The 19,517-nt window shown below is 67.4% G+C and carries 18 protein-coding genes and 1 pseudogene; 9 read left to right on the top strand and 10 right to left on the bottom strand.

Annotated elements, in window-relative coordinates:
• The 3 genes and pseudogenes from DIE11_RS19800 to DIE11_RS19790 all read right to left on the bottom strand — a co-directional run.
• Nucleotides 1-204 carry a DUF1656 domain-containing protein gene (locus DIE11_RS19800; protein WP_011351756.1) on the bottom strand — a complete coding sequence of 68 codons (204 nt, stop codon included), beginning with the start codon at nt 202-204 and terminating at the stop codon, nt 1-3.
• Nucleotides 201-2,402 (bottom strand): FUSC family protein, encoded by a 2,202-nt coding sequence (locus tag DIE11_RS19795; RefSeq protein WP_124626497.1) that lies wholly within the window; start codon nt 2,400-2,402, stop codon nt 201-203. Before DIE11_RS19795 ends, DIE11_RS19800 begins: the two co-directional genes overlap by 4 nt.
• A gap of 21 nt (nt 2,403-2,423) precedes the next feature.
• Nucleotides 2,424-3,926, bottom strand: a pseudogene (locus tag DIE11_RS19790) (efflux transporter outer membrane subunit); the annotation flags it as partial.
• Nucleotides 3,927-4,083: 157 nt separating this feature from the next.
• Here DIE11_RS19790 and DIE11_RS19785 point away from each other — a divergent pair.
• Nucleotides 4,084-5,025, top strand: a complete 942-nt coding sequence (locus tag DIE11_RS19785) for a LysR family transcriptional regulator (protein WP_059606568.1) — start codon at nt 4,084-4,086, stop codon at nt 5,023-5,025.
• Between the two features lie 125 nt (nt 5,026-5,150).
• On the top strand, nt 5,151-5,309 hold the full coding sequence (locus tag DIE11_RS36415; RefSeq protein ID WP_170296438.1) for a hypothetical protein: 159 nt from the start codon (nt 5,151-5,153) through the stop codon (nt 5,307-5,309).
• A 56-nt stretch (nt 5,310-5,365) separates the two neighbouring features.
• Here the strand turns inward: DIE11_RS36415 and DIE11_RS19780 are convergent, their stop codons facing one another.
• The 4 genes from DIE11_RS19780 to wrbA are packed head-to-tail and all read right to left on the bottom strand — an operon-like array spanning nt 5,366 to nt 8,669.
• Complete coding sequence (locus DIE11_RS19780) at nt 5,366-6,193, bottom strand: metallophosphoesterase (RefSeq protein WP_124626495.1); 828 nt, start codon at nt 6,191-6,193, stop codon at nt 5,366-5,368.
• A gap of 24 nt (nt 6,194-6,217) precedes the next feature.
• Nucleotides 6,218-7,639, bottom strand: a complete 1,422-nt coding sequence (locus tag DIE11_RS19775; protein ID WP_124626707.1) for an FAD-binding oxidoreductase — start codon at nt 7,637-7,639, stop codon at nt 6,218-6,220.
• 20 nt (nt 7,640-7,659) lie between these two features.
• Nucleotides 7,660-8,052, bottom strand: coding sequence for a DUF2069 domain-containing protein (locus DIE11_RS19770; RefSeq protein ID WP_124626493.1), 393 nt, complete (start codon nt 8,050-8,052; stop codon nt 7,660-7,662).
• Entirely contained in the window at nt 8,049-8,669 is a 621-nt protein-coding gene (gene wrbA, locus DIE11_RS19765; protein ID WP_059606576.1) for an NAD(P)H:quinone oxidoreductase, read from the bottom strand. The genes DIE11_RS19770 and wrbA overlap by 4 nt, the downstream gene beginning before the upstream one ends.
• Nucleotides 8,670-8,813: 144 nt before the next feature.
• On the opposite strand from wrbA, the gene DIE11_RS19760 reads away from it, so the two are divergent.
• Nucleotides 8,814-10,145 (top strand): YihY family inner membrane protein, encoded by a 1,332-nt coding sequence (locus tag DIE11_RS19760; RefSeq protein WP_124626491.1) that lies wholly within the window; start codon nt 8,814-8,816, stop codon nt 10,143-10,145.
• A gap of 18 nt (nt 10,146-10,163) precedes the next feature.
• Here DIE11_RS19760 and DIE11_RS19755 read toward each other — a convergent pair whose 3' ends face one another.
• The gene (locus DIE11_RS19755) at nt 10,164-10,481 is read right to left on the bottom strand and encodes an Mpo1-like protein (RefSeq protein ID WP_044846067.1); all 318 of its coding nucleotides are present in this window, start codon (nt 10,479-10,481) and stop codon (nt 10,164-10,166) included.
• A 158-nt stretch (nt 10,482-10,639) separates the two neighbouring features.
• Here DIE11_RS19755 and DIE11_RS19750 point away from each other — a divergent pair, with 158 nt between their 5' ends.
• From DIE11_RS19750 to aroC, 3 genes are all read left to right on the top strand, one after another.
• Nucleotides 10,640-11,095: a CBS domain-containing protein gene (locus tag DIE11_RS19750; protein ID WP_044846066.1), complete on the top strand. Its 456-nt coding sequence runs from the start codon at nt 10,640-10,642 to the stop codon at nt 11,093-11,095.
• Between the two features lie 139 nt (nt 11,096-11,234).
• Nucleotides 11,235-13,169, top strand: coding sequence for an MFS transporter (locus tag DIE11_RS19745; RefSeq protein ID WP_124626489.1), 1,935 nt, complete (start codon nt 11,235-11,237; stop codon nt 13,167-13,169).
• Nucleotides 13,170-13,433: 264 nt separating this feature from the next.
• Nucleotides 13,434-14,534: a chorismate synthase gene (aroC, locus tag DIE11_RS19740; protein WP_124626487.1), complete on the top strand. Its 1,101-nt coding sequence runs from the start codon at nt 13,434-13,436 to the stop codon at nt 14,532-14,534.
• 69 nt (nt 14,535-14,603) lie between these two features.
• Here the strand turns inward: aroC and DIE11_RS19735 are convergent, their stop codons facing one another.
• Nucleotides 14,604-15,674 carry a LacI family DNA-binding transcriptional regulator gene (locus DIE11_RS19735; protein ID WP_124626485.1) on the bottom strand — a complete coding sequence of 357 codons (1,071 nt, stop codon included), beginning with the start codon at nt 15,672-15,674 and terminating at the stop codon, nt 14,604-14,606.
• 238 nt (nt 15,675-15,912) lie between these two features.
• Between DIE11_RS19735 and rbsK the strand changes: the two genes are divergently transcribed.
• The 3 genes from rbsK to DIE11_RS19720 are packed head-to-tail and all read left to right on the top strand — an operon-like array spanning nt 15,913 to nt 19,212.
• Nucleotides 15,913-16,842 (top strand): ribokinase, encoded by a 930-nt coding sequence (gene rbsK, locus DIE11_RS19730; RefSeq protein ID WP_124626483.1) that lies wholly within the window; start codon nt 15,913-15,915, stop codon nt 16,840-16,842.
• Between the two features lie 58 nt (nt 16,843-16,900).
• A complete protein-coding gene (locus tag DIE11_RS19725) occupies nt 16,901-18,220 on the top strand; it encodes an MFS transporter (RefSeq protein WP_059606588.1) in 1,320 nt (439 codons plus the stop codon).
• Nucleotides 18,221-18,264: 44 nt separating this feature from the next.
• Nucleotides 18,265-19,212 carry a dihydrodipicolinate synthase family protein gene (locus tag DIE11_RS19720; RefSeq protein WP_124626481.1) on the top strand — a complete coding sequence of 316 codons (948 nt, stop codon included), beginning with the start codon at nt 18,265-18,267 and terminating at the stop codon, nt 19,210-19,212.
• A 113-nt stretch (nt 19,213-19,325) separates the two neighbouring features.
• Here DIE11_RS19720 and DIE11_RS19715 read toward each other — a convergent pair.
• On the bottom strand, nt 19,326-19,517 hold a 192-nt coding region (locus DIE11_RS19715), incomplete at its 5' end, for a 4Fe-4S dicluster domain-containing protein (protein WP_185633789.1).

Raw genomic sequence — 19,517 nt, 5'->3', positions numbered from 1 at the left:
TCAACGGTAAACGGCAAGACTCAGTCCGCCGCAAATGCAGACGAGAAGGCACGCGCGGAACAGCGACGGGTGCCAGACGAGACGGTAGAGGCCCGTGTAGGCAAGCAGGCGGTCGACGGCCCAGGTCGCCAGCGCGCCCAGGACGAACATCAGGACCACCGTGGGCATGTAGGCATCGAGAATGGCGATTTCACGCGGCATCATGACGAGGCTCCTTGTTGGGGACGCACGGGGCGATTGCGGTTGAGCGGCTCGAGGGGCGATTCCGGATCGAGCAGCGCCGTGCGTACGAAATGCAGATGACTCAGGATGCGCTGCAGCCGATGACGCTCCTCGCGCGACGGCGTGAACGCATCGAGCGTCTGCCGGGTCGCGTCGATCGCGGCGTTGACCGCGTCGAGCGTCGCGTCGAAGCGCGCTGCGTTCGGCTTGCGGAACAGCGCGGACAGCGCTGTGCGCATCGTCTCGATCGCGCGTCGCCACGGCGTCGTCGGCGCATAGCGCGGGTCGGACGGCAGCATCGCCAGTTCGGTGCGCAGGTCGAGCGCCGCATTGCCCGTCTCCAGCACCGCGAACATCCAGCGCAGCGCGTCGCGCTGCACGTCGGGCTGGTCGGCCGATAGCGTGTGCGCCTGGAACATCAGGTCGCGCGCGCCGCTCTCGAAGCGCGTGCGCAGTCCGGCCAGACGTGCGTGGCACGCGGCGACCACCTGGTGGCGCAGGTCGGCGAACAGCCGCTTCTTGAGCCACGGCGCGGTCGGCGGAAACAGCACCGCGAACGCGATCGCCGAGACCAGCATCGACAGCACCAGCGCGAGCGCGTCGTTCATGAAGCTCATCGGGTCGTAGTGCGTGATGTTGTCGGGGCCGGCGAGGAAGCTGAAGAAGATCAGGTAGCCCATCCCGTAGCCCGCGAGCTTCGGCTTCAACGTCATGAAGATGCCGATCGCGAGCAGCGGCGCGAGGGCCGCGCACAGCAGCGGGAAGCCGTCGATGTGCGGGTAGATGCCGAATGTCAGCAGGAAGCCCGTGCATACGGCCAGCGCCGTACCCATGCCCATCTGGGCGGACATCGCGGTCGGGCGCGGCGTCGACGACGCGAGCGCGCAGGTGGCCGCGGCCGTCAGCGTCATCGTCACGCCGCTCGGCCACGCGGTTTCGATCCAGAACCAGCCGAGCACCAGGATCACGGTCGCGGTCCGAATCGCCGCGATCACCATCGCCGTCACGTTGGTGCGCGGTTCGTAGCGCTCGATCCAGCGTTCGCGCTCGTGCGTCGGGGTCGACAGCGACGCATAGGTCGCCGCGTATTCGTGCAGGTCCGTGATGAAGCGGTACAGCAGCTCGGTGGCCGTGTCGAAGTCGAGCAGTGGAAAATCCGGTTGCGTCTCGAGCGCGGCGCGCGTCACGCGGATGCGGCGCGGCAGCGCGTCGCGCCACGCGAGCAGCTGTTCAGCCGCGAGCGCGGCGTCGGCCGACGAGCGTACCGGTTCGCCATTGCGCGTCAGAAGTGGCGCGATTTCGCGGAAGTACGGCTCGATCGCATCGATCGCGGCCTGCGCGCCGGCCGCGCGCAGCCGGTTCATCAACTGGTGCAGTGCGTGGAAGCGGCTCGATACGCTCATGAACTCGCTGTTCAGCCGCGCGAGGCGGCCGCTGCGCATCCGCGTGTCCGGATCCTCGAACACGGCCATGCTGCGCGCCGCTTCGAAGCCGACCACATCCGCGACGAAGCGCGCATGGATGGTTTCGATGTGCGCGCGGTCGAGCTGGCCCGACAGCGCCGCCGCGACGTAGTCGACGAAGCTGCTGAAGCGCTTGCGCACGGTCGTGCGCATCTGCTCGCCGGTGTACTGCGGAAACACCAGCGCGCTGACGACGCCTGCGGACACGATCCCGACCATGATCTCGGCGACCCGCGTCATCGCGCTCATGAACGCGCCGTCCGGATGTTGCGATGCCGGCAGCCCGATCAGCGCGGTCGTGTAACCGGCGAGCAGGAAGCCGTAGCTGCGGAAGTTGCGGTTGCGCGCGGCGCCGGCCGTGCACAGGGCGACCCACAGCGCGACGGCCAGCAGGAACAGCTGCGGCTGCTGCGGGAACAACCCGACGAACGTGAGCGTCGCGATCAGCCCGAAGATCGTGCCGGCGACCCGGTAGAAGCTCTTCGCGAGCACCGCGCCGCTTTGCGGCTGCATCACGATGAACACTGTGGTCATCGCCGTCTTCGGCGCCGGCAGGTCGAGCCGCATCGACACGCCGGTCGCGATGAACGCGGCGAGCAGTGCCTTGAACAGATAAAGCCACGCGGCGCCGTCGCTGCGGGCCCAGTCGCCGAACGCGGCGGACCAGGCCGCGAGCGGGCCGGCGGCGTGCGTGGAAGCGGGGGAGGAGGCGGACATGACGGTTGCTCCGCGTTACCGTGCGGCCGACGCGGCACTCGCGGCGGATTCGTCATGCGGCGGATGGCCGCCCTGAACGTCTGTTTCCGTCTCGACGCCGCCGCCGAGCGCGGCCATCAGCTGCGCGTGCGCGGCGAGGCGCTCCGCGTCAATGCGGGCCGCCGTCTCCTGCGCGCGCAGCAGCTGCTGTTGCGCGACCAGCACGTTCACGTAATCGGTTAGCCCGCGGCGGAAGCCTTCGCGCGACAGCTGGTAGCTGCGGTCGTTGGCGGCGACCGAGCGCGCGGCGTCCTTCTTCTGCGTATCGAGCGAGCGGATCCGCACGACCTGGTCGGCGATGTCCTTGAGCGCGCCGACGACCGTCTGGTTGTAGCGCTCGACCGCCTGGTCGTAGCCGGCGTCGGCTGCACCGAGTTGCGCGCGCAGGCGGCCGCCTTCGAAGATCGGCAGCGACAGCGCGGGGCCGGCGGTCCAGCCGCCGTTCATCGCCCGCAGGAAGTCGGCGAACGGCGCGGTCACGCCGAAGCCGCCGACCGTCGCGAGCAGATCGATGTTCGGGTAGAACGCGGCTTTCGCGACATCGATGCCCCGTGCCTGCGCGTCGACCATCCAGCGGGCCGCGACGACGTCCGGGCGACGGCCGAGCAGGTCGGCCGGCATGGCGGACGGCAAGCCGGCCGGCGCGTCGAGCGACAGGCTCGGCCGCTTGATCGCATCGCCGGCGCCCGGGCCCTTGCCCGCGAGCGCGGCGAGCTGGTGGCGCGCGAGCTGGATCGCTTCTTCATAGCTGTCGATCAGGCGCTCGTAGTCGGGCAGCGTCGATTCGGCCTGGCTGACTTCGAGCTGCGTGCCGAGGCCCGCCTGCAGGCGCTTGCGCGCGAGATCGGCCAGTGAGCGCTGGCGTTCGAACGTTTCGTGCGCGAGGTCGAGCAGCGCGTAGTTCATCGACATGCCGACATACGCGCGTACGACGTTGACCTCGAGCTCGAGCTTCGCCGCCCGTGCGTCGGCTGCGGTCGCATGCGCGGTGTCGAGCGCGCGCTCGGTCGCGTTCTTGTCCTTGCCCCACAGGTCGAGGTGGTACGACAGGCCGAGCGTGCCGGTGTTGTTCCACGTGTCGGTGTTGGCGAGCGGCCCCGGGCCGTAGTAGACGTTATCGGGCCAGTGCTGGCGCATCAGCGACAGGTTGCCGTTGATCTGCGGCAATTCCGCCGAACGGGCCACGCGTGCCATCGCCTGCGCTTCGCGAACGCGGGCCTCGGCGGCCGCGAGGGTCGGGTTGCCGGCCTGCGCGGCGGCGATCCACGCGTCGAGTTGCGGGTCGCGGTACGCGCGCCACCAGTCGGACGCGGGCCAGCCTGCGTCGCGGTTCGCCGCGCGGATGGCGGCACCGGCATCGAGCGTGTTCGCTTCGATGCGGGCGGACTGCGGCTTGTTGTCGCCCATGCTCGCGCACCCGGCCATTATTAATGAGACTGCAAGAACCGCCAGTGCCAGCGTCCCTTTTGTTGCCGGAGACCGCACGATTTTCTCCCTTTCGGATATAGATGAGTCGGATGCGATTATATTTTTCAGTGATTCCTGAATAAATGGACAAGGATGCAAGTCATTTTTACGAATCCTGAGATAATATTTGTTCGACCCTGTGCAACAATCCATCCGGATTCAAACGGGTAATGGGATGGATACGCTACAAAACATGCGGGTATTCGTCCGCGTGGTCGACGCGGGGAGCTTTACCGCGGCCGCCCAGCAGATGAATTCGACTACTGCCTACGCGTCGCGCGCCGTGTCGGATCTCGAGGCGCACCTGCGCACGCGCCTCCTGAACCGGACGACACGCCGGATCGCGCTGACCGAGGCAGGCGAGCGCTACCTGCAGCGCTGCGAGCAGATCCTCGCGTACGTCGACCAGGCCGAGGCCGAAGCGGGCGACGCGCACGCGCGCCCGTCGGGCAAGCTGAAGGTCCATTGCTTCACGAGCCTCGGGCAGCACTACCTGGTGCCGGCCATCGCGCGCTATCGGCAGCGCTATCCGGACGTGCACGTCGAACTGACGCTCGCGCAGCGGATGCCCGACCTGCTCGACGAGGGGTACGACGTCGCGATCGTCGTCGGCCGCGACCTGCCCGATTCGGGGCTCGTGTCGCAGCGGCTCGGCGAGAGCTACAGCGTCGTGTGCGCGTCGCCCGGCTATGTCGACGCGCACGGCGTGCCGCGGACTCCCGCGGATCTCGAGCATCACGTCTGTCTCGGGATGGTCGCGCCGGGCTTTCACTTCGACGAGTGGTCGCTGTCGGGGCCGCGCGGCGACGAGGTGATTCCGATCACGGCGCCGCCGTTCCGCGTGAACGTCGCAGAGGCGCTCGCGGTGGCCGTGCGGGAAGGGATGGGGATCGGCGGGTTGCCGCTCTATTCGGCGATCGGCGGGCTGCGCAGCGGGCACATCGTGCGCGTGATGCCCGAATACCGGTCGCACGTGATGAACATTTACGCGCTGTATCCGTCGCGCCAGTACCTCGACGCGAAAATCCGCACCTGGGTCGATTTTTTGCGCGACGAGTTGCCGGCCACGCTCGAAGCCGACGAAGCCGCGCTCGCGCAGTTCACGGCTGCGACATGAGCGCGCGGTCGAGCCCGATCTGACGAGATTTGTCCTTCGCGCAACATTTTTTTACCCTCGGACGGCGGACAGTTTGATACTGTTCAAATCAGAGAGATTTGGATCTGCCCATACCCGGAGTCGCAATGGATACGCAACTGATGATCGGCCTTGGAGTTCTGCTTGGTGCGGCTGCTGCCGCCGCGGCGACGCGCGATCTGCTGCGCGCGATGAAGGCACGGATGAAGCCGGTGCCGGTGCGGGTGCGCCCGTCGTCGAACGGATCGCGCCGCGCCGATCGCTGATCGGGCGGCCTTTCGGATCCGGAAGGGCCGCATCACGCGGCCCGATGGCCGGGCGCTCAGCCGAGTTCGACCACTCTGTCCCACGCAAACGCGGGATTTTCCAGTTCGCCGGTGCGCCGGTGGATATAGCCGCGCGGGTTGCACACCACGCGCGTGCCGCTGTCGGTCACGTAATCGAATGATGTATGCGTGTGGCCATGGATCCATAGGTCCACGGGCGGCCGCACGAGTTCAGCCATGTCCGTGACGAATCCCGCAGATGCGAGGTCTTCCGCGTAACGCTCGGCCAGCGAGCGCAGGTGCGGCGCATGATGGGTGACGACGATCGTGCGGCCGTCGAACGGCGTCGCGAGCCGTGCTTCCAGCCACGCACGGCCTTGCCGGTGCAGCGCGATCGCGTCGGCCGGCGTGAAATCCCGCTCCGGCGCCACCGTCGCATGCAGTGCCGCATCGTGCGGCCACGTCACCTGGATCAAGCCCTTGAAATCGAGCATCACACGCACGCCGGCATCGACCGCGCGTGCGATGCTCGTCTCGTCGGCGCCGAACAGCGAGAAATCGGACCACAGCGTCGTACCCAGGACGCGGAAGCGCTGCGCCGGATCGACGTACACGCCGTTGTTCAGGTAATGCACGTTGTCGATCGCCTGCGCGGCGTCGCGCATCGCGGTTTCGAGCGCGCCGAATTCCCCGTCGTAGTACTCGTGGTTGCCCGGCACGTAGATCACCGGCACGTCCGTGTCGAACGTTTCGGCGGCCCAGCGCAGGCCTTCCGCGTGATTGTGGATGTCGCCGGCCAGCACGACGAGATCCGCGTCGGCATGCGCGATCGTGTCGGGCTGGTTGCTTTCGAGATGCAGGTCGGAAAGGACGCGAACTCTCATGGACATCGCTCCGGGTTGGGGGCTTCAGCGCAGAACCTTGCCGGGATTCATCAGCCCGCGTGGGTCGAGCGCGTTCTTCAGCGTGCGCATGAGTGCCGTTTCGACCGGCGACTTGTAGCGCTGCGCGTCGTCGATCTTCAACTGGCCGATCCCGTGCTCCGCGCTGATCGTGCCGTGGTGGTGGTGCACGTTGTCGTAGACGATGCGATTGATCGGCTTCTGGAATTCCGCGAGGAACGCCTTCGGGTCGCCGCCTTCGGGCGTCTGCACGTTGTAGTGCAGGTTGCCGTCGCCGAGGTGGCCGAACGTGACCATCCGTGCGCCGGGCGCGGCCTGCTGGATTGCCGCGTCGGTTTCGTCGATGAAGCGCGCGATCGACGAGATCGGCACCGCGATGTCGTGCTTGATGTTCAGTCCCTCGTCGGCCTGCGCGAGCGGGATGTGTTCGCGCAGATCCCAGAACGCGCGCGACTGCGCGAGATTTTCCGCGACCACCGCGTCGACCACGAGCCCGGCCTCGAACGCCTCTTCCATCAGCTTTTCGAACAGCGCGCGGGCGTGCGTTTCGCTTTCGTTGTCCGACAGTTCGAGCAGCACCGTCTGCGCATGCGTGCGGTCGAACGGATAGCGCAGTTGCGGATAATGCTTGCCGACGAGCTGCATGCAGAAGTCGGACATCAGCTCGAAACCGGTCAACAGCGGGCCGGCCGCGCGCTGCGCGAGCGCGAGGAAGTCGAGCGCCGCGTGCGGCGACTCGAGCGCGGCCAGCGCGGTGACCTGCGCGGCCGGCAGCGGATGCAGCTTCATCACGGCGGCCGTGATGATCCCGAGCGTGCCCTCCGCACCGATGAACAAATCGCGCAGGTCGTAGCCCGTGTTGTCCTTGCGCAAGCCGCGCAGGCCGTCCCAGGTCTCACCCTGCGGCGTCACGATCTCGAGCCCGAGGCACAGCTCGCGCGCGTTGCCATAGCGCAGCACCGCGGTGCCGCCCGCGTTGGTCGACAGGTTGCCGCCGATCGTGCAGCTGCCTTCGGCGGCGAGGCTCAGCGCGAACAGCCGGCCGCCTTCGCGGGCGCGCGCCTGCACGTCGGCGAGGATCACGCCGGCTTCGACCGTGATCGTGTTGTTGTGCGGATCGAGCGCGCGCACGCGGTTCAGGCGCGCGAGGCTCAGCACGGCCTGGCCGCCGCTCGCGTCAGGCGTCGCGCCGCCGGCGAGGCCCGTGTTGCCGCCCTGCGGCACGAGCGCGACGCCATGCGTGTTCGCGAGCCGGACGAGCGCGGCGACTTCGGCTGTATCGGCCGGTTTCAGCACCGCGCACGCGCGGCCTTGGTAGCGGCGGCGCCAGTCGATCAGGAACGGCTCGGTGTCGTGCGGATCGGTCAGAACGTAGGTGGCGCCGATCGCGTCGCGGCAGGCGGATACGAAGGCTTCGGAAGAATTCATCACGTTCGGTCGCGTAAGGGTCAGGACGCGGCGCGCTGCCGCTTCGCCGCGCGCTTGAACGGCGCGACGTATGCAAGCGCTGCCACGAAGAAGCCGACGGCGAGCGCGGTCTCGCACCAGCCGAGCGTCGCGGACAACCCGCGGTCGGACATGCCGCGCACGACGCCTTCGGCGAAATAGACGAGGATCAGCATGCTCGCCCACTGCATCGTATAGATGTTACGCCGCCAGACGCCGGGCAGCGCGAGCGCGAGCGGCACGGCCTTGAGCATCAGCGCCGAGCCGCCCGGGCGCAGCGGCGCGAGCCACAGTTCCCACGCGAGCGACAGCGCGATCAGTGCGATGAGGCACGCGGCCGCGGCCAGCGCGTAGCGCGGCCGGGCGGCGACGGCGGGGCGGGCGGGCGCATTCATGCGGCTTCGGCCGCCTGGGCGGCGGACAGGGCCGACGCCGCGCGGGCGAGCCGCGCGCCGAGCGCGGCCGCGAGTGCTTTTTCGTCGGCCGACAGCCCTTCGGGCGCGCTGCGATCGTGCTGCGACACGTGCGATGCGCCGTACGGCGTGCCGCCGGTGCGTGTCGTGCTGAGCGCGGCTTCCGTGTACGGGATCCCGACGATCATCATCCCGTGATGCAGCAGCGGCAGCATCATCGACAGCAGCGTCGATTCCTGGCCGCCGTGCAGGCTGCCGGTCGACGTGAACACGCAGGCCGGCTTGCCGGTCAGCGCGCCTGACAGCCATTGCGGGGTCGTGCCGTCGAGGAAATACTTGAGCGAGGCGGCCATGTTGCCGAAGCGGGTCGGCGAGCCGAGCGCGAGGCCCGCGCATTCCTCGAGATCGCGGAGTTCCGCGTAGGGCGGGCCGTCGTCGGGGATGTCGGGGGCGGTGGCTTCGCAGACAGTCGAGACGGGCGGCACGGTGCGGATGCGGGCCTGCATGCCGGGCACGCTGTCGATGCCGTTCGCGATAGCTAGCGCGAGATCGCGCGTGGCGCCGTGGCGGCTGTAATAGAGGACGAGAATGTCTTTCATGGGCGACGGGGCCGCGTGCGGCCGCGCGCATGCCCGGTGCAGTCGGCCCCTGCTGGATCGAGCGGCTATTATAGGGGCTGAAGTCGTCGCGCAGCGCGGCGGCGGCGCGCCGTCGCGCACGCGCCATCGAGAAGGAGAAGCCGTTTGCCGAAGTTGAGCGTCGATCTCGACACCCTCAAGCGCCTCGCGCAGTTCGCGGCCCGGCGTAGCGCCGAGGATCGCATCCCGCAAGTGGCGGGCAGCCTCACGTTCACGACGATGCTGGCACTCGTGCCGCTCGTGACGGTCGCGTTCGCGCTGTTCACCGCGTTCCCGATGTTCGCATCGTTTCAGATCTCGCTGCAGGGGTTCCTCGCGGATCACCTGATGCCCGCGCAGTTCAACGTCCAGATCTTCAAGTACCTGAACCAGTTCGCGTCGAAGGCCAAGGGGCTGACGACGGCCGGCCTGATCGTGCTCGTCGTCACTTCGGTGATGACGATGATGACGATCGAGTCCGCGTTCAACCTGATCTGGCGGGTGCGCAAGCCGCGGCCGTTCGCGCAGCGCGTGCTCGCGTACTGGGCGCTGATCACGCTTGGCCCCTTGCTGTTCGGCGTGAGCCTGTCGATCTCGTCGTACCTATTCACGCAGTCGCTGGCGTTCACCGGCGCCGGGCCGTCGACGTCGATCGTCGAATGGCTGCTCGCGTTCGTGTCGCTGCCGCTGACCGTGCTCGCGTTCACGCTGCTGTACGTGTACCTGCCGAACTGCACGGTCGCATGGCGCGACGCGGTGATCGGCGGGCTGTTCGCGGCCATCGCGTTCGAGCTCGCGAAGCGCGGCTTCGGCTATTACGTGCGGCGTATTCCGACCTATACGGCCGTCTACGGTGCGTTCGCGGCGCTGCCGGTGTTCCTGCTGTGGGTGTACCTGAGCTGGTTCATCGCGCTGCTCGGCGCGATGGTGGCGTCCGCGCTGCCGGCGATTCGCGTCGGCCAGTTCCATCGCATCCACTATCCGGGCAGCGATCTGCTCGACGCGCTCGAATTGCTCGCGCGACTGGCCGAGGCGCGCGCGGTCGGCAAGGCGGGCTATACCGCGATGCGGCTCGCGACCATGTTGCGCTGCGACATGGAAACCGCGCAGCGGCTGCTGCTGACGATGGAGGAGCGGGAATGGATCGCGCGGCTGGACAGCGGCGAACTCGCGCCGCGCTACATCCTGCTGGCGAATCCGGAGCAACTGACGCTGGCGCAGCTGTTCGACGTGCTGGTGATCGACCGCACGGAACTGACCTACCAGCTGCAGCGACGCCGCAGCCACGTCGAAGGTGCGGCATTGCTGGAGGTGCTGTCGAACGACCGGTTCGACGTATCGCTTGCGTCGCTGATCGCCGAGCACCGGCTCGCCGGCGTGCAGCCGGCGGAGACCGTGCCGGGGTCCGTGCCCGGCGCGGCGCCCGACCCGCACGCGCGGCCGCCGAAAACGGCGTGACGCGCCGCCGGGCGGGCGTTACAGCGGGATCTTCCCGGTGCAGATGTCCTTGAACATCACCCAGTCGCCCATCAGGCTGTAGATCGGGTGCCGGAACGTGGCGGGGCGGTTCTTCTCGAAGAAGAAGTGTCCGACCCACGCGAATCCGTAGCCGCACACGACCGCCGCCGGCAGCCACGGCCAGTGGCCCGTCGCGATCGCCATCGCGACGCAGCCGATCACGCCGAGCGAGCCGATGAAGTGCAGCCGCCGCGACGTGAGGTTCTGGTGCTCGTTCAGATAGTACGGGTAGAAATCAGCGAAGCTGGCGAATTGCTCCGTATGCGTATGCGCCATGGCCGTCTCCTCGGGCCGCTGTCGATGGAGTCATTGTGCGGCGGGCGGCCCGCGTCCGCAAGCGGGGGCGGCCGCGCCGCGCGGGCCCGCGCTTTCCTTTTGACAGGCTTTCCGATAGGATCGAAAGCGGATTTGCATTCAAGCATGAGGGGACTACGATGCGCGTCAGCGATATTCTGAAAGTGAAGGGCAACACGCTGTTTACGGTGACGCCCGATAAGCCGCTGCGCGAAGCGGTCGATACGATGGCCGAACACGATATCGGTTCGCTCGTCGTGATGGAGTACGGCGATCTCGTCGGGATGCTGACGTTCCGCGAGATCATCCTGCGTCTCCACGTGAACGGCGGCGCGATCGGCGACGTGCAGGTGCGCAAGGTGATGGACGAGCCGCTCACGTGCACGCCGGAAACCGATGTCAACGAAGTGCGCCGGATGATGCTCGAGCGCCACGCGCGCTACATGCCGGTGCTCGACAAGAAGGTGCTGATGGGCGTCATCTCGTTCTACGACGTCGCGAAGACGGTCGTCGAGGCGCAAAGCTTCGAGAACCGGATGCTGAAGGCGTACATCCGCGACTGGCCGGAATCGGAAGCCGAAGCGCAGAAGCCGTGAAGCACGTCGCGCCCTGTGCCATGACGCGCGGGCGCTGCCACTCGGCGCGCGGCGGCGCAGGTTCAGCCTGCGCCGCCGTTTTTTCGACAACCACACAAGGCCCGCGCAGCTTCGCCTAGACGATGCGCGCGTATTCCGCATGAGCGATCACACGCAAGTCTCTTCCGCGTCGCGCGGCGAACGGCGCGCCCACGCGTCGCAGTTCGACCTGTTGCGCCAGCGCCGTTTCGCGCCGTTCTTCACGACCCAGTTCCTCGGGGCGCTGAACGACAACGTGTTCAAGATCGGATTCACATCGCTCGTCACCTATCACACCACGCGGTTCTCGGGCGTCGACGCGAAGACGGCCGCATTCCTGATTTCCGCGATCTTCATTCTGCCGTTCGTGCTGTTTTCGGCCACCTCCGGCCAGATCGCCGACAAATACGACAAGGCGACGCTCACGCGCTTCGTGAAGACTTTCGAGATCGTGCTGATGTTGGTCGGCGCGGCCGGCTTCGTCACGCACAGCGCGACGCTGCTGTACCTGTGCACGTTCATGATGGGGATGCACTCGACGCTGTTCGGCCCCGTCAAGTATTCGTACCTGCCGCAGCATCTCGGCGACCACGAACTGGTCGGCGGCAATGGTCTCGTCGAGATGGGCACGTTCATCGCGATCCTGATCGGGACGATCATCGGCGGTGCGGCCGCGGGCATCGAAGGCAGCGGTGAGCGCGTGCTCGCCGTCAGCGTCGTCGTCATCGCGCTCGCGGGGCGGCTCGTCGCGCAGCGCGTGCCGCCGACGCCGGCGCCGCAGCCCGATCTCGTGATCAACTGGAACCCGTTCAGCGAGACGTGGCGCAACCTCGGGCTCGCGCGACAGAATCGCACCGTGTTCCTGAGCCTGCTCGGCATCTCGTGGCTGTGGTTCGTCGGCGCGACCTTCCTGACGTCATTCTTCAATTTTGCGAAGGATGTGCTGTCCGCGAGCCCCGATGTCGTCACGGTCCTGCTCGCGACGTTCTCCGTCGGGATCGGCCTCGGCTCGCTGCTGTGCGAGCGGCTGTCGCAGCGGCGCGTCGAGATCGGCCTCGTGCCGCTCGGCTCGATCGGCATCAGCGTGTTCGCGATCGAGCTGTATTTCGCGAGCCACTCGCTGCCGTCGCCCGGGCATTTGCTGTCGGTCGGGGAATTCCTGGCCGGTGCGCGCCACTGGCGCATCCTGGCCGACCTGTTCCTGCTCGCGATGTTCGGCGGCTTCTACAGCGTGCCGCTGTATGCGTTGATCCAGAGTCGCAGCGCGCCGACCCATCGTGCGCGGATCATCGCCGCGAACAACATCCTGAACGCGCTGTTCATGATCCTGTCGGCCCTGATGGCGATGGGGCTGACCAAGGCCGGCGTCGACATCCCGGGCCTGTTCCTCGTCACCGCGCTGCTGAACGTCGTGGTCGCGACGTACATCTACCTGCTCGTTCCGGAGTTCCTGCTGCGCTTCGTCGCGTGGGTGCTGGTGCACACGTTCTACCGGATTCGCCTCGTGCATGCGGAGCGGATCCCGGAAGAGGGCGCGGCCGTGCTCGTATGCAACCACGTGAGCTACGTCGACGCGCTCGTGCTGGCGGCGGCGAGCCCGCGGCCGATCCGGTTCGTGATGGATCACCGGATATTCAAGACACGCTTCGCGAGCTGGGTGTTCCGGCATGCGAAGGCGATTCCGATCGCGCCGCGCCATGAGGATCCCGACATGCTCGCACGCGCGTACGACGCGTGCGAGGCCGCGCTGAAGGATGGTGAACTCGTGTGCATCTTCCCGGAAGGCAAGCTGACCAAGACGGGGGACATCAACATGTTCCACCACGGCATCACCGAAATCCTGGGCCGTACGCCGGCGCCCGTGATTCCGATGGCGTTGCGCGGGCTGTGGGGCAGCTATTTCTCCCGTCATGCCGATGCGCGCATGCCGCGACCCATCAAGCGCGGCGTGATGAGCCGGCTGACGCTCGCGGTCGGCGAGCCGATCCCGGCCCCGGTCGCGACGCCCGAGGCGCTGCAGGCCGCGGTGACCGAGTTACGCGGCGCGCGAAAGTGAGCAGGGGCGGGCCCGGCGCGATGCCGCCGGGCCGTGCCGACGGCGGCGAACCGGCCCGTGGACCGGAACGGCGCGGGTCGACGGCCCTTGCGCCCGGCCGTCTGCGTGACAGGTCCGTGTGGTCTGAACGGTTCACGCGGCCCGCGGGCACGGGACGGCTGGCATAATAGCGGTTTACTTCTTTTTCTCGACCGGCAAACGATCGGCCTGCCAGCGGTCCCGGCAGCGCATCGGTTTGTCCAATTCTCTTTGGGCGGTTCCATCATGTCCGGCAATACCCTCGGCACGCTTTTCACTGTCACGACCTTCGGCGAATCGCACGGTCCCGCGATCGGCTGCGTGATCGACGGCTGCCCGCCGGGAATGGGGCTGACCGAAGCCGACATCCAGGTCGAACTCGATCGCCGCAAGCCCGGCACGTCGCGGCACGTGACGCAGCGCCAGGAGGCGGACGAGGTCGAGATCCTGTCCGGCGTGTTCGAAGGCGTGACGACCGGCACGCCGATCGCGCTGCTGATCCGCAACACCGACCAGCGCAGCAAGGACTACGGCAACATCGTCGAGACGTTCCGGCCCGGCCATGCCGACTACACCTACTGGCAGAAATATGGCATCCGCGACTACCGCGGCGGCGGCCGCTCGTCCGCGCGCCTGACCGCGCCGATCGTCGGCGCGGGCGCGGTTGCGAAGAAATGGTTGCGCGAGCGTTTCGGCGTCGAGGTGCGCGGCTACATGAGCGGTCTCGGCGAGATCGACGTGCCGTTCGTCGACTGGTCGCACGTTCGCGAGAATCCGTTCTTCTCGCCGAACGCGGCGGTCGTTCCGGAGCTGGAAGCCTACATGGACGCGTTGCGCAAGGACGGTGACTCGATCGGCGCGCGCATCGACGTCGTTGCGTCGGGCGTGCCGGTCGGCTGGGGCGAGCCGGTGTTCGATCGGCTCGACGCGGACATCGCGAAGGCGATGATGAGCATCAACGCGGTGAAGGGCGTCGAGATCGGCGCGGGCTTCGACAGCGTCGCGCAGCGCGGCTCGGTGCACGGTGACGAACTGACGCCGGCCGGCTTCGTTGGGAACCATGCGGGCGGCGTGCTCGGCGGGATCTCAACGGGGCAGGACATCACCGTGTCGATCGCGATCAAGCCGACATCGAGCATCCGCACGTCGCGCCGTTCGATCACGAAGTCCGGCGAAGAGGCGACGGTCGAAACCTTCGGCCGCCACGACCCGTGCGTCGGCATTCGCGCGACCCCGATCGCCGAGTCGATGCTCGCGCTGGTGCTGATCGACCATGCGCTGCGCCATCGTGCGCAGTGCGGCGACGTCGAGACGCCGACGCCGAAGATCGCGGGCAGCGCGACCTGATGCACCGGGGCCGGCACGCGCCGGCTCGACCGATTCGATGCGAAACGGGGCGCCTGGGGCGCCCCGTTTTCATTGGGCCGCCGAATTCGGCGGCGCGGCCGATTCGCGCACCCGCAACTCCGGCAGGATCGCGCAACCGGGCCCGGCTTCTCCGTGCTCGAGTGCGTCGAGCAACGCGCGGGCGGCCTTGCGGCCGATCGCATCGGTGTCGACCCACATCGTCGTCAGCGCAGGCCGGATTTCGCGAGCCAGCGCGACATCGTCGAAGCCGGTGATCGACAATTGCGACGGCACCTCGAGGCCGATTGCCTGCGCTTCCAGTAGGGCACCGAGCGCGAGCGCGTCGTTGCCGCAGATCACGGCCGTCGGGCGCGTCGCCCCGCTGTCGGCGATCGCGCGCAGGCTCGCACGGCCGAACGCGATCGTGGCCGGGCCTTCATGCTGGTGGATCGGCCGGACCGCGAGCCCACGCGCGGCGAGCGTGTCGTGGATGCCGCGCAGGCGAGCCTGCACACGATCGTTGTCCGCCGAAGGCTGCATGATGATCGCGAAATCGCGATGCCCGAGGTCGAGCAGGTGCGTGGTCAGTCGCGCGAATGCCGCGCGGTTGTCGAAACCGATGCAGCAATGCGGGCTGTCGTCGCGGTAGGCATAGGTGACGACATACGGCACCCGATGCAGGTCGAGCAGTTCGAATACTTCCGCCGGATAGGCTTCGCCGACCAGCGACACGGCTTCGACGCCGCGCGACAGCATCGCCCGCACCTGCGCGAGCGCCTGTGCCGGGTCGTAATTCGAGCAGCCGAGGAACAGGGTGATGCCGTGCTCGGCCATGACCGCCTGCATGCCCGCTACCTGCGACGCAAACACCTGGTCGTCGAGCGTCGGGATGATCGCACCGGTGATGTGGGTTCGCGTGGATGCGAGTGCTCGGCCGGCCGCGTTGGGAATCCAGTTCAGTGCGCGTGCCGCATCGCGCACGCGCTGCTGCACGTCGGCAGAGACCTTGCCGGGGTCGTTGTAGACACGCGAAACGGTCGCGGTCGACACGCCGGCGAGTTTCGCGACATCCCCGAGCACCGATCGGCCGCTGCCGCGGCGTGCGCGAGCCGCGCCGCCGCTGGATGGGGGCGTACTCATTGGTCATCCCCGGGCGCGGCTGCCCCGCAGGCGCCGCGCGTGGTCAAAAACGCCATCGTTTACCCTCGATTCATCGTGGTCCCGCTTGCATTCCCGGTCGTGCCTGTGCGAATGTAAGCGCTATCTTGATGCTACTCCGTATTATGTCAGACACAGATTGCAGCCGCATTGTGAAATTTTCGTCGACGACGGCCGTTCCGGCTATTTTGTTTGCCGTAAATGTAAGCGATTACATTGAATGAAACTCCACGCAAAGCCCCCTCGAATCGCGGTCGTCGGCAGTATCAACGTCGACCTCGTCACGCATGCGCCACGGCTGCCCGTGCCGGGCGAAACGCTGCTCGGCACGACGTTCCAGACCGTTCACGGCGGCAAGGGTGCGAACCAGGCGGTGGCGGCGGCCCGTCTGGGGGCGTCGGTCGCGATGATCGGCTGCGTTGGCGACGACGCGTTCGGGGCGCGCGTGCACGACGCGCTGGCGGCCGAACGTATCGACGTGACGCACCTGCACCGGATCGACGGCGAGGCAACCGGCGTGGCGACGATCACGGTCGATGCGCACGGGGCGAACAGCATCGTGGTCGTGCCCGGTGCAAACGCACGCCTCGATGCCGAATTGATCGATGAGGCGCGCGAGGCGATCGCCGGCGCGGCGCTGATGGTGTGCCAGCTCGAGGTGCCGATCGAGAGCGTCGCGCGCGCAATCGGCAGTGCGATCGCACATCGCACGCCGGTGCTGCTCAATCCAGCGCCTGCACGGCCGCTGTTCGACGCGTTGCTGGCCCAGATCGACTACCTCGTCGTCAACGAAACGGAAGCGGAGTCGCTGACCGGCATCGCCGTCGGCGACGACGCCTCGGCGGTGCGCGCCGCCGAGGCGCTGCGCGCGAAAGGCGTCGGCAACGTGCTGGTCACGCTGGGTGCGCGCGGCGTCTGCTGGCGCGGCAGCGCAGGGAACGGCCGCCATCGGGCAATGGCGGTGGTCGCCGTCGATACCACGGCGGCCGGCGACACCTTCGTCGGCGGATTCGCGGCCGCCCGGACGAGTGGTGCGTCGATGGACGACGCGATCGCGTTCGGCCAGCGCGCGGCTGCAATCAGCGTCACGCGCCACGGCGCGCAGACGTCGATTCCGACACGCGAGGAAGTGGAGAGCATGGCGGTATAGATTCCGCGACGACGGAAAGCGCGGGCAGGCACCCGCCTATGACATGGAGACAATCGAAATGAACGAAGACCAGGCTGTTCCGACTGCGCCGCCACGTATCCGGCGCGGACAACGTATCGCGCTTGCGCTGCTGATGGCGAGCGGAATCGTCAACTATCTCGATCGCGGCACGCTGGCCGTCGCGAGTTCGGCAATCCGGAGCGATCTCGGGCTGTCGCTCTCGCAGATGGGGTTGCTGCTGTCGGCATTCTCGTGGAGCTATGCGCTGTGCCAGTTTCCGGTCGGCGGACTCGTCGATCGCATCGGGCCGCGACGACTGCTCGGCATCGGGCTGATCGTCTGGTCGTTCGCGCAGGCAGCGGGCGGCCTCGTCTCCACCTTCGGCTGGTTCATCGTCGCGCGCATCGTGCTCGGCATCGGCGAGGCGCCGCAGTTCCCGTCGGCGGCGCGGGTGGTGAGCAACTGGTTTCCGTTGCGTGCACGCGGTACGCCGACCGGGATCTTCAACGCGGCGTCGCCGCTCGGTACCGCGCTCGCGCCGTTGCTGCTGTCGGTACTCGTCGCTTCGTTCGACTGGCGCTGGGCATTCGTCGTCACGGGGGCACTCGGTCTCGTTGTCGCCGTCGTCTGGTTTGCGTCGTATCGCGATCCGGCGCGTGCGCAATTGACCGCGGCGGAACGAGCGTATCTCGATGCCGATGCGCAGACGGCCGTCGCGGCACCCAAGCTGACCTTCGCCGACTGGCGCAGTCTGTTTTCGCACGGCACGACCTGGGGCATGCTGATCGGATTCTTCGGTTCGGTGTATCTGAACTGGGTCTACCTGACCTGGCTGCCGGGATATCTGACGATGGAGCGTCACATGAGCCTCATTCGCACCGGGTTTGCGGCATCCGTGCCGTTCCTGTGCGGGTTCGTCGGTTCGCTCGTTGCCGGCTGGCTGTCGGATCTGGTGACGCGCCGTAGCCGCTCGCCAGTCGTGAGCCGGCGCAATGCGGTGGTCGTCGCGATGCTCGGGATGGTCGCGTTCACGATTCCGGCCGCGCTCGTGCAGAGCAACACGGTGGCGCTCGCATGCATTTCGGTCGTGATCTTTCTCGCCAATGCGGCATCGGCATGTTCGTGGGCGCTCGCGACGGCGGCCGCACCGCCGAGCCGTGTCGCATCGCTCGGCGCGATCCAGAATTTCGGCGGTTTCATCGGCGGTGCGCTCGCGCCGATCCTGACGGGTGTGATCGCGCAGAAGTGGTCGTTCGTGCCGGCGTTGCTGACGGCGGCGGCAATCGCATTCGCCGGTGCGATGGCTTACCTGCTGCTGGTGCGCAAGCCGATTCCCGAGCAGTCCGCGAGTGCGGCGCCTGGCGCGCTACCGGCTTGAGGCTGCCGGCTACCCCCTGTATTCATTGAAGGAAGGAGAAACAGATGCAATCACATCAGCAGGCGAGCACGACCATCGAAGGGATCGTGCCGGTGATGCTGACGCCGTTCGACGATGCCGGCTCGATCGACTACGCGGGCCTCGAGCGACTCATCGAATGGTATCTGGCGCACGGCTCGGATGCGCTGTTCGCGGTCGCGCAATCGAGCGAGATGCAATTCCTGAGTCTTGCAGAACGGGCGGAGCTTGCGCGCTTCGTGGTCGAGCGGGTGGCCGGGCGCGTGCCTGTCGTCGCGTCCGGGCACGTCAGCGAAGATCTGGACGCGCAGGTCGCCGAGCTGTGTGCCGCGGCGGAATCGGGTGCGCAGGGCGTCGTGCTCGTGACCAACCGCCTCGATCCACAGCGCAAGGGCAGCGCCGCGTTTCTCGATCATCTTCACAAGCTGCTCGCCCGATTGCCGGCGGATCTGCCGCTTGGCTTGTATGAATGTCCGGCGCCTTATCGGCGATTGCTGTCCGATGACGAACTGCGCGCGTGCATCGACACCGGCCGCTTCGTGATGTTGAAGGACGTGAGCTGCGACCTGGAGACGGTGAAGCGACGCGTTGCGCTGGCCGCGGGCTCGCCGATGAAGATCCTGAATGCGAACGCCGCGATCGCATGGGATGCGATGAAGGCGGGCTCCGCCGGTTTCAACGGCGTGTTCACCAACTTCCATCCCGATCTGTATCGGTGGCTGCGCACGCAGGGTGACTCGGATCCGGCGCTTGCCGAAGAATTGTCGGCGTTCCTGGTGCTCTCGGCGGTGTCGGAAGCGCTTGGCTACCCGGCGCTCGCGAAGATCTATCATCAACGGATCGGCACGTTCGGATCGATTCGCTGCCGCTCGATCGACTACGACGTGCGGGAGCGGTTCTGGGCACTCGATGCGGTGCTCGACAAGATCGTGTCCGGTACTGAGCATTTCCGTCGACGGATAGCGGCGCGCTAGCGCAGCCGGTGCGGGGCGCGGTGGATGAATCGCGCGACCGATGGCGGGCAGGGCAGCGTCGAATGCCGATCGGACGAAAAAAAACGCCGCGCAAGGCGGCGTTTTCCGGCAGGTTACATGTTCGGGTAATTCGGCCCGCCACCGCCTTCCGGCGTGACCCACACGATGTTCTGTGTCGGGTCCTTGATGTCGCACGTCTTGCAGTGCACGCAGTTCTGCGCGTTGATGACCAGCCGGTCGCTGCCGTCGTCGTTCTTCACGAACTCGTACACCGCCGCCGGGCAGAAGCGCCCCTCCGGCCCCGC

This window comes from Burkholderia sp. Bp9012 (assembly GCF_003853825.1).
In the GTDB taxonomy this organism is placed as follows: Bacteria; Pseudomonadota; Gammaproteobacteria; order Burkholderiales; family Burkholderiaceae; genus Burkholderia; species Burkholderia diffusa.
This window is presented reverse-complemented; position numbering and strand designations above follow the sequence as displayed.

Bases quoted from the DNA above. Each gene is read 5' to 3' on its own strand.
- DIE11_RS19775 (WP_124626707.1), bottom strand. From the start codon at position 7,639: ATGAATTCTTCCGAAGCCTTCGTATCCGCCTGCCGCGACGCGATCGGC.
- DIE11_RS19735 (WP_124626485.1), bottom strand. From the start codon at position 15,674: ATGAGTACGCCCCCATCCAGCGGCGGCGCGGCTCGCGCACGCCGCGGC.
- DIE11_RS19780 (WP_124626495.1), bottom strand. From the start codon at position 6,193: ATGAGAGTTCGCGTCCTTTCCGACCTGCATCTCGAAAGCAACCAGCCC.
- aroC (WP_124626487.1), top strand. From the start codon at position 13,434: ATGTCCGGCAATACCCTCGGCACGCTTTTCACTGTCACGACCTTCGGC.
- DIE11_RS19720 (WP_124626481.1), top strand. From the start codon at position 18,265: ATGCAATCACATCAGCAGGCGAGCACGACCATCGAAGGGATCGTGCCG.
- DIE11_RS19785 (WP_059606568.1), top strand. From the start codon at position 4,084: ATGGATACGCTACAAAACATGCGGGTATTCGTCCGCGTGGTCGACGCG.
- DIE11_RS19795 (WP_124626497.1), bottom strand. From the start codon at position 2,402: ATGTCCGCCTCCTCCCCCGCTTCCACGCACGCCGCCGGCCCGCTCGCG.
- DIE11_RS19800 (WP_011351756.1), bottom strand. From the start codon at position 204: ATGATGCCGCGTGAAATCGCCATTCTCGATGCCTACATGCCCACGGTG.
- wrbA (WP_059606576.1), bottom strand. From the start codon at position 8,669: ATGAAAGACATTCTCGTCCTCTATTACAGCCGCCACGGCGCCACGCGC.
- DIE11_RS19755 (WP_044846067.1), bottom strand. From the start codon at position 10,481: ATGGCGCATACGCATACGGAGCAATTCGCCAGCTTCGCTGATTTCTAC.
- DIE11_RS36415 (WP_170296438.1), top strand. From the start codon at position 5,151: ATGGATACGCAACTGATGATCGGCCTTGGAGTTCTGCTTGGTGCGGCT.
- DIE11_RS19725 (WP_059606588.1), top strand. From the start codon at position 16,901: ATGAACGAAGACCAGGCTGTTCCGACTGCGCCGCCACGTATCCGGCGC.
- rbsK (WP_124626483.1), top strand. From the start codon at position 15,913: ATGAAACTCCACGCAAAGCCCCCTCGAATCGCGGTCGTCGGCAGTATC.
- DIE11_RS19745 (WP_124626489.1), top strand. From the start codon at position 11,235: ATGAGCGATCACACGCAAGTCTCTTCCGCGTCGCGCGGCGAACGGCGC.
- DIE11_RS19750 (WP_044846066.1), top strand. From the start codon at position 10,640: ATGCGCGTCAGCGATATTCTGAAAGTGAAGGGCAACACGCTGTTTACG.
- DIE11_RS19770 (WP_124626493.1), bottom strand. From the start codon at position 8,052: ATGAATGCGCCCGCCCGCCCCGCCGTCGCCGCCCGGCCGCGCTACGCG.